Source organism: Pseudomonadota bacterium (genome assembly GCA_026388275.1).
GTDB lineage: Bacteria > Desulfobacterota > Syntrophorhabdia > Syntrophorhabdales > Syntrophorhabdaceae > JAPLKB01.
On sequence record JAPLKB010000050.1, the window covers coordinates 1 to 4,839 of the forward strand.

Annotated in this window: 5 protein-coding genes; 2 read left to right on the plus strand and 3 right to left on the minus strand. The window is 43.4% G+C overall.

The genetic code is table 11. From position 1 onward, the window contains the following. The 3 genes from NT010_12100 to NT010_12110 all read right to left on the minus strand — a co-directional run. The coding region (locus NT010_12100) for an ATP-binding cassette domain-containing protein (protein ID MCX5806783.1) at window positions 1-645 on the minus strand (645 nt) is incomplete at its 3' end. Window positions 646-653: 8 nt separating this feature from the next. Then, the gene (locus NT010_12105; GenBank protein ID MCX5806784.1) at window positions 654-1,472 is read right to left on the minus strand and encodes an ABC transporter permease; all 819 of its coding nucleotides are present in this window, start codon (window positions 1,470-1,472) and stop codon (window positions 654-656) included. A gap of 201 nt (window positions 1,473-1,673) precedes the next feature. Further along, window positions 1,674-2,021, minus strand: a complete 348-nt coding sequence (locus tag NT010_12110) for a molybdenum cofactor biosynthesis protein MoaE (protein ID MCX5806785.1) — start codon at window positions 2,019-2,021, stop codon at window positions 1,674-1,676. Between the two features lie 351 nt (window positions 2,022-2,372). Here NT010_12110 and cooS point away from each other — a divergent pair, with 351 nt between their 5' ends. Further along, the gene (cooS, locus tag NT010_12115; GenBank protein MCX5806786.1) at window positions 2,373-4,277 is read left to right on the plus strand and encodes an anaerobic carbon-monoxide dehydrogenase catalytic subunit; all 1,905 of its coding nucleotides are present in this window, start codon (window positions 2,373-2,375) and stop codon (window positions 4,275-4,277) included. 353 nt (window positions 4,278-4,630) lie between these two features. Further along, window positions 4,631-4,753 carry a hypothetical protein gene (locus NT010_12120; protein ID MCX5806787.1) on the plus strand — a complete coding sequence of 41 codons (123 nt, stop codon included), beginning with the start codon at window positions 4,631-4,633 and terminating at the stop codon, window positions 4,751-4,753. Window positions 4,754-4,839 lie beyond the last annotated feature (86 nt).

Below are 4,839 nucleotides of genomic sequence, written 5' to 3' on the forward strand. Positions count from 1 at the left end.
AATGATAATACGATCAGATATGAAAAAAACATCCGGGATATCATGGCTGATCATAACAGCGGTAAACCCGAATTTTTTTCTGTAATGGGTAATCATGCTCAGGATCATGTTCTTCCTGATGGGGTCCTGACCCGTAGTCGGCTCATCAAAGAGCACGATCTTAGGGTCCGTTACAAGTGCCCGCGCCAGGGCTACCCTTTTCTGCATGCCGCCCGATAGCTCAGAAGGATATTTATTAAGGGCTTCGGTGAGTTCCAGATCCTCAATCCTTTTCAATACCTTTTCTTCAATCTCTTTCTTGCTGAGGTCCATGGTCTGACGCAACGGGAAGGCAACATTATCGAAAACCGTCATGGAATCGAGGAGGGCATTGTTCTGGAACAGGTAGGAGATGGTGCTTCTGTAAGCTACCCGTTCAGCTTTATTCATCTTATCGATTGGCATCCCCTGAAAAAGAATGTTGCCTTCATCAGGATTGAGCAAACCGATAATGTGTTTCAGGAATACGCTCTTCCCGGTTCCGCTCTTCCCGATAATGGTTGTAATCTGGTTTTCATAGATGCTCGCATTGATTTTGTTTAATACAACCTTATCATTGAACTGCTTTGTAACATTTCTGAATTCTATCAAAGGGCTGTTTTCCATTATTTTTCCTACATAAGAAAAGAGGTTACTACATAATCCGCAATAAGTATCATCACACATGAGATCACTACAGCCGAGACAGTGGCGAGACCCACGGCCTTGGCTCCGTAACCGTCGCTCCGCATATGACAGAAATAACCCTGGAAGCAGCATATACAAGAGACAATTACAGCAAAGACCAGTGCTTTTATAAAACCTCCCCTTACATCTACCATGTTTATAGATGACTGGACTCGATAAAAATACGTACCTGCATTTGTCCCTAAGAGGAGAACGCCCGTAAAATACCCTCCCAGTATCCCGACAAGATCAAAAAAGGATGTGAGCAAAGGAAAGCTGATTATTGAAGCGGCAATCCTCGGGCTGATAAGATAACGTACAGGATCGATCCGCATGGAATATAGAGCGTCGATCTGCTCGGAGATACGCATGATGCCTATCTCTGCAGTCATACCGGAGCCTGCCCTTGCGGTAATCATAATAGCCGTTAGAACCGGTCCCAACTCTCTGATAAGGGATAATGATACGGCAGATCCAAGGGCACCTACAGAACCAAACTTCACCAGGGTGTAGAAAAGTTGCAGGCCCATGACCATACCGGTGAAAAGGCCTACAAGCATTACTATCAGGGAGGATCTGGCGCCGATATAATAAACCTGTTTTATTATCTCAATAAATTGTTTTTTACGGAAGATTTGATAAAAGGCCTGTGAAAAAAAGATAAGCATTGCACCTATATTGCCCACCAGTCCTAAGGTTTTCTTGCCAATATAGGGAAAAATGAGTGCTAAATTGTTGTTATGCCACTGTGAACGTGTCTCTGCCAAATATCCTCCGCTGCCTTTCTTGTGAATATTTAAATTAATTGGATATTTTAACCATAATATTTCAATGGTGCAACTTTTTTCTACATAATTTACCCTAGAGGCAGGTATTCTTTAAATATCTTTAATATAACGGTTTGTTCAAACATTTTCAAAAGAAGAGAAGGCACAATCTGCGTATCCCCATAAATCACTCTTCTAATGCTAAATTTCTTCCTCCCTTACTACTTCGCTTTTGATAAAGGCTAAAAGTTCTTGCAGTGCAGGGAGCACATCTGTCCTGAACCTGCCGGCAACAAGAACATACATGATGTCATCGCCAATCTTCAATTCACCCTGGTTGATCCATGCCTTGATTTCCACAATGCCGTCTCTTTTTTTCATATCATTTACGCGGGATTCAAGTTTTGCTTTGTCAAAGGACAGTTTCATCCCATTTACAGGTTTTCCGTTCTTTGCTGTACCCCTGACTACACCATTGTGGGCAAGCATCATGCCTAAAGCTTCCGGATCTGCATGTGTCTTTATTTCGCGTATCCATTGATCTATCATGTTGAACCTCCTTTGAATGTATGTCCTGTTATCAAAAGTCTGAAAAGCTTTTGATAACACTTTATATCCTCCAAAAAACAGTGTCAATCTTTATTCCCAACTGTTTTTTCAACTGGTTCCGTTATCACAAAAAAATATATGTTTTTACCGGCAATAGATATGAGATTGTCTTTGATATTTCATTCTGATAGAATAGAATTTGTTTTAACAAAAATGATCCAGGGAGGGTTCAAAAGGGCATACAGATATCCAGATTGTGAGTTTATGTTTTATTGTTTTTTTGAAAGACACAATGACAAAGCAAAATAAGGAACTTATATACCACGAAATGAAATAAAAGGAGGAGCAGTTATGGAAGACGACAGGATCTCTTACCACGAGTCAGTCCGAAAAGTATACGACAGGATTAAAAACGACAATATGGATAACATCTGGGACAGGTATGAAGCCCAGGGTATGGGTGGCAACCCCGACCAGAGGTGTCCTTTCTGCCAGGGAGGGGTCCGCTGCGACCTTTGTTCGAACGGTCCATGCAGGGCAGATGTTGCAAAAGACAAACGGGGTGTCTGCGGCATCACAGGCGACGGCATGGCAATGCGCATGATGGTGCTCAGGAATGTTATGGGCGCTTCCACTTATCATTACCATACCGAGCAGACTATTAAAACGCTCAGGGCAACAGTAAACGGTAAAACGCCTTTTAAGATTACAAGCCCGGAAAAACTGGAAAAATTTGCAGAAAGGTTCGGGATACCCACAATGATATCGGAAGATGAAATAGCTATTATGCTGTGTAATTATGTAGAAGCTGATTTTAATAGAAAATATGATGAACCGAGCTATATTGTGGAAACCCTTGCCCCGAGGGAACGCACAAACCTGTGGAAGAAACTTGGAATTATGCCGGGCGGGATTTACGGCGAGATGATGTTTGCTACAAGTTCGTGCCTGACCAACGTAGACGGTTACTATGTAAGCCTTGCATTAAAAGCGATGCGTCTTGCCATAGCAACGGCATACGAGAGCCAGATCGTAAACGAATACTGCCAGGACATACTCTTTGGCGTACCAACGCCGCACAACATGCGTGTTGATCTGGGCGTCCTTGACCCTGATTATGTAAATGCACTGCCCAACGGGCATGAACCTTTTCTCGGCTTTGCCATGGTGCAGCTTGCCAGAAAACCTGAGTGGCAGGAGAAGGCTAAGGCTGTCGGCGCAAAGGGCATGAGGATAATCGCAAATATCGAAACAGGTCAGGAGATGATCCAGAGATGGGAGATGGATGATATATTTTATGGCTTTACCGGTAACTGGATCATGCAGGAGGCAGTCCTTGCAAGCGGTTGTATCGACCTCTTTGCCTGCGATATGAACTGCTCCATGCCAGTAGACCCTTTTTATGCTGAAAAATATAAATTCAAACTCATCCCTGTAAGTCAGCTTGTTGCCTTTGAAGGGGTTACGGAGAGGATCAACTATAGCCCCGAAGAAGCAGAAGGGCAGGCTGCCCGGCTCTTACAAATGGCCATTGATAATTTTAAAGAACGCAGGGCCACTGTTATACCTGTTACGCAATTGCCCATGAGAGAGGCAGTCGTTGGCTTCTCAACGGAAAGCATTCTTGAGGTCCTTGGAGGAACACCGGAACCCTTGTTAAAGGCAATAGCAAGCGGAGCCATTCGCGGTATTGCAGGCCTTGTCTCCTGCACGAGCCTTCGTGACAGCGGGCAGGACGTGCACAGCATCCGGATAGCAAAAGAACTTATTAAACGCGATGTACTGGTACTTTCTATGGGCTGCGGCAACGGTGCCATGCAGGTTGCAGGCCTTTGCAGTCTGGAGGCAAAGGAGCTTGCAGGCAGCGGCCTTAAGTCTGTATGCGAATTGTTGCAAATCCCTCCAGTATTAAGCTACGGTACGTGCACAGATACAGGGCGAATCGCCGATTTTCTGGCAGCCATATCAGTTGCCCTGGGGAATGTGCCCATACCTGACCTTCCTGTTGCTGCCGTTGCACCGGAGTATATGGAACAAAAGGCAACGATTGATGCGGTCTTTGCCCTTGCCTTAGGTCTCTATACGTATGTCAACCCCGTTCCTACCGTGACAGGTGGACCAAACCTCGTGAAGCTCCTCACTGAAGACTGCAAACAGGTAACAGGCGGTGTTATGAGCGTTGAAAAAGATCCGGTTAAGGCAGTAGACGGCATAATGGCACACATTGAAGCAAACAGGAAGAAGCTGGATATTTAAACTATTTTTAACAGGCAGTCAGCAGTTAATGAGGGTGACTTTGGTCGCCCTCATTAACTGTCTTTTGCATCCTAAAGTTATTTACTTTTTTTAACAATATTTATTTTTTCTAACAAGTTCAATAAGAACATCAAGCTGTTTTAATTTTCTATGGAACATCCCCGGATTTGTAACGGGGAAACTTTTGATTAAATAAACTTGACAGATTTATAATATTGGTTAAAATAAAGAACAGCATTGAGGGATATTAAAAGCAGTGAATAGTGAACAGTGAATAGCGGTTAAGGCAGTAGATATGTTATGACTATTCACTGTTCACTAACGACTATTCACTGAAACAAAAGGGGGTAAAAATGGCAACAAAGAAAACAGTTGAAAGCCCGGAATTTCTGTACCTGCCTCTTGGAAGCATTATAGTGGAAGAACAGATTCGTTCAGCCGTTGACACAACAAGCGAATCATTTAAAGTGACGTAAGATGTTTTTAGTAGACACCAAAGTTGATGTACAATACGACAATGGAGGTGTCAAAATGAAAAGAATTCCCAATGCAGTTTACACAA

What these genes read in the sequence shown, in the direction of transcription:
- cooS (MCX5806786.1), top strand. Translation starts at nt 2,373, where the DNA reads ATGGAAGACGACAGGATCTCTTACCACGAGTCAGTCCGAAAAGTATAC.
- NT010_12110 (MCX5806785.1), bottom strand. Translation starts at nt 2,021, where the DNA reads ATGATAGATCAATGGATACGCGAAATAAAGACACATGCAGATCCGGAA.
- NT010_12120 (MCX5806787.1), top strand. Translation starts at nt 4,631, where the DNA reads ATGGCAACAAAGAAAACAGTTGAAAGCCCGGAATTTCTGTACCTGCCT.